This window comes from Nocardioides sp. (assembly GCF_050699375.1).
GTDB lineage: Bacteria > Actinomycetota > Actinomycetes > Propionibacteriales > Nocardioidaceae > Nocardioides.
Genome location: NZ_JBOHDN010000327.1, coordinates 1 through 3,584, shown reverse-complemented (window position 1 = coordinate 3,584; position 3,584 = coordinate 1). Strand labels below are relative to the sequence as shown.

General features: G+C 71.5%; 4 protein-coding genes. All 4 read right to left on the bottom strand.

The window, feature by feature from the left end:
- The coding region (locus ACRDPS_RS22570; RefSeq protein WP_431503907.1) for a Glu/Leu/Phe/Val dehydrogenase dimerization domain-containing protein at positions 1-706 on the bottom strand (706 nt) is incomplete at its 3' end.
- Between the two features lie 23 nt (positions 707-729).
- On the bottom strand, positions 730-2,061 hold the full coding sequence (locus tag ACRDPS_RS22565) for a dihydrolipoamide acetyltransferase family protein (protein WP_431503906.1): 1,332 nt from the start codon (positions 2,059-2,061) through the stop codon (positions 730-732).
- 2 nt (positions 2,062-2,063) lie between these two features.
- The gene (locus ACRDPS_RS22560; protein WP_431503908.1) at positions 2,064-3,029 is read right to left on the bottom strand and encodes an alpha-ketoacid dehydrogenase subunit beta; all 966 of its coding nucleotides are present in this window, start codon (positions 3,027-3,029) and stop codon (positions 2,064-2,066) included.
- 14 nt (positions 3,030-3,043) lie between these two features.
- Positions 3,044-3,584, bottom strand: a 541-nt coding sequence (locus tag ACRDPS_RS22555; protein ID WP_431503905.1) for a thiamine pyrophosphate-dependent dehydrogenase E1 component subunit alpha, incomplete at its 5' end; no start/stop codon positions are given.

Genomic DNA, 3,584 nt, shown 5'->3' with positions numbered 1-3,584 from the left:
CGCACGGCGTGGTCAGCACCTCGTCGACGCCGATGATCTCGGCGTCGAGCTCCGTGCGGGCCAGCTCGCAGCGGTCGGCCTCGACATCGGTGGCGATGACATGGGCACCCTCCGCGGCCACCAGGGCCGCGACGGCGTACCCGACCGCTCCGAGGCCCTGGACGAGCACCCGGGCGCCGGCGAGGTTGTCGATCCCGGCCTCGCGGCTCGCGGCGTGGATGGCGACGTGGACGCCGTGCGCGGTCTCGGGGGCGCTCGACCCGGGACCGCCCGCCGCCTCGGTACGACCGAAGGCGAAGCCGCTCGCGGCGTGCAGGACGTCCATGTCGGCCGAGGCGGTGCCGACATCCGGCCCGGTCCAGTAGCTGCCGCCGAGGGTCGCGATGTTCTCGGCGTGGATCTCGAGGATCCGGTGCCACTGGTCGTCGGGGATCTCGTGGCGGGGCGCGGGCAGCGCGATCACGGACTTGCCGCCGCCCATCGGCAGGCGGGCGATCGCCATCTTCAGCGTCATCGCGCTGGCCAGCCGGGTGGAGTCCTCGACGGCAGCGTCGTAGCCGGTGTACTGCATCGCCCGGGTGCCGCCGGCGGCAGAGGGGTGCTTGAGGGAATGGACGGCGATGGTGAAGAACGCGCCCGTGCTCTCGTCGTACCGCGAGCAGCTGAGGCGGCCGTCCCACTCGCCGAGGACCTTCTCGATCGTCATGGTTCTTCCCTTCCTGTGGGGTTTCAGAGCTTGCGGATGGCGGTGAGGGGGTCCTCGATGGCGTCGGCGACCACACGCATGAACTCGGCGGGCGGCCCGCCGTCACAGACCCGGTGGTCGAAGACGAAGGACATCTGGGTGATCTTGCGGGCGACGATGTCGCCGTCGACGACCCAGGGCCGGTCGATGATCCGGCCGAGCCCGAGGATCGCGACCTGCGGATGGTTGATGATCGCGGCGCTGCCGTCGACGCGGAAGCTGCCGTAGTTGTTGAGCGTGAACGTCCCTGCCGCGAGCTCCTCGGCGGTGGCGCGGCCGACCCGGGCGCGGGCGGTGAGGTCGCGGATCGCGGCGTCGAGCTCGTCGACGGTCTTCGACTCCGCGTTCAGCACCGCCGGCACCACCAGACCGCGCTCGCCCTGGACCGCGATGCCCAGGTGGATGTGGTCGTACTCCACGATCTCCTGCCGCTCGACGTCGAGGCGGGCGTTCAGCACGGGATGAGCCTTCAGTCCCGCGACCACGAACCGGGCCAGGTAGGCCATGATCCCCGGGCCCGGGTCGGACGCGGTCCGGGTGCGTTCACGCAGCTCCCACAACGCGGTGGCATCCACGTCGACCCATACCGTCGCCTCGGGGATCTCGGCGCGGCTGCGCGACATCTGTGCGGCCACCGCTCGGCGGAATCCGTTGAGAGGCGTACGACGCTCCCCCGCGACCGGGGTAGCCGGCGCGACCGGGGTGGCCGGGGTCGGCGCGACGGGCGTCTGTTCGCGTGCGGCCAGTGCCTGGACCACGTCGCTGCGGGTGACCAGGCCGTCGGCTCCGGTGGGCGTGATCGAGGCCAGGTCGACGCCGCCGTCACGGGCCAGTCGCCGCACCACAGGGGAGGCCACGGCCGGCGAACGACGCTTGCTCGCGCCGGTGGGCTCGGCGGCCGACGCGGTGGCCGTGCGTGGCCGCCGGCGACGGCCCCGAGCCCCCTCGCCCGAGGTGCCGTAGCCGATCAGGACGTTCCCCGATCCGGCCTGCTCCTCCTCACGGTAGGTCTCAGCAGGCGGCGGTTCGGCCGCCGGCTCGACCGCGGGAGGTGGCCTCGTCTCGGTGCCGGGCGATGCGACGGTGATCAGCGGCGTACCGACGGCGACGGTCTCGCCCGTCGCGCCGTGCAGCACCGTGACCGTCCCCGCGAACGGCGAGGGGACCTCGATGATCGACTTGGCGGTCTCCACCTCGACGATCGGCTGGTCGACCGTGACCTGGTCACCCACTTCGACCAGCCAGCCGACGATCTCGGCCTCGGTCAGCCCCTCACCCAGGTCGGGAAGGAGGAACACCTGGTCAGGCACGGTCATGGTCATGACTCCTCCCACTGCAGGTCGTCGACGGCATCCAGGATCCGGTCCACGCCGGGCAGGTGAAAGTGCTCCAGCTTGGGTGGCGGGAAGGGGATGTCGAACCCGGTCACGCGGCGTACGGGTGCGTGCAGGTGGTGGAAGCAACGTTCGGTGACCCGCGCGACGATCTCCGAGGAGACGCTGGCGAAGCCCGCGGCTTCGGCGACCACGACGGCACGCCCGGTCGCGGTGACGGCGTCGCAGACGGTGGCGTCGTCGAAGGGCACCAGCGAACGGACGTCGACCACCTGCAGGCTGCGACCCTCCTGAGCGGCGACCGCGGCAGCCTCGAGCGCGGTCGGGACGGAAGGTCCGTACGCGATGAGGGTCGCATCCGTCCCCGGTCTCACGATCGCGGCCTTCCCGATGCCCGGGACGGGCTCGGCGAGGTCGGCCGCCTCCTTGGCCCAGTAGAGCTTCTTCGGCTCCAGGAACACCACCGGGTCGGGCGACGCGATCGCCGCGCGCAACAGTCCGTACGCGTCCGCGGCGTTGGCGGGCGCCAGGACGTGCAGGCCCGGGGTGTGGACGTAGTAGGACTCCGAGGAGTCGCAGTGGTGCTCGACCCCACCGATCCCGCCCGCGTACGGGACCCGGATCACCATCGGCACCGAGAGCCGGCCACGGGTGCGGTTGCGCAGCTTCGCGACGTGGCTCACGACCTGCTCGAAGGCCGGGTAGGCGAAGGCGTCGAACTGCATCTCGACCACCGGCCGCAGTCCGTTCATCGCCATCCCGATCGCCATCCCCACGATCCCGGACTCCGCCAGCGGGGTGTCGAAACAACGGTCCTCGCCGAACTCCGCGCTCAGCCCGTCGGTGATCCGGAAGACCCCACCGAGAGGGCCCACGTCCTCGCCGAACACATGCACCGTCGGGTCCTCGGCCAGCGCGTCGCGCAACGCTCGGTTCAGCGCCTGGGCCATCGTCAGCTTCTCGGTCACGACTGCACCTCCCGGGCCAGCTCGTCGGCGAGGAGCGCGGCCTGCTCCTCCAGCTGCGGCGTACGTGAGGCGTACACGAAGTCGAAGAGGTCATCGGGCCGCGGCTCGACGTCGCGGTTGAGGCCGTCGCGGATATGAGCGGCCACCGCCTCCGCCCTCTCCGCGTACGCCGCCAGGTCGTCGTCGGTGAGCAGATCGCGCTCCCGGAGATAGGTCTCCAGGCGCAGCAGCGGGTCTCGGTCCTGCCAGGCCGCGACCTCGTCGTCGGCGCGATAGCGCGTCGCGTCATCGGCGTTGGTGTGGGCCTGCATCCGGTAGGTGTGGGCCTCCACCAGCTGGGGTCCCTCCCCGGCCCGCGCACGATCTACGGCGGTACCGAGGACGGCGAGGACGGCCGCGGCGTCGTTGCCGTCCACCCGCTCGCCGGCGACGCCGTAGCCGATGCCCTTGTGGGCGATCGACGGCGCGGCGCTCTGCTTCGCCAGGGGTACCGAGATCGCGTACTCGTTGTTCTGCACGAAGAACACCACCGGCGAC

Excerpts from the sequence above, each read along its gene's own strand:
- ACRDPS_RS22565 (WP_431503906.1), bottom strand. The coding sequence starts at position 2,061 with ATGACCGTGCCTGACCAGGTGTTCCTCCTTCCCGACCTGGGTGAGGGG.
- ACRDPS_RS22560 (WP_431503908.1), bottom strand. The coding sequence starts at position 3,029 with ATGGCCCAGGCGCTGAACCGAGCGTTGCGCGACGCGCTGGCCGAGGAC.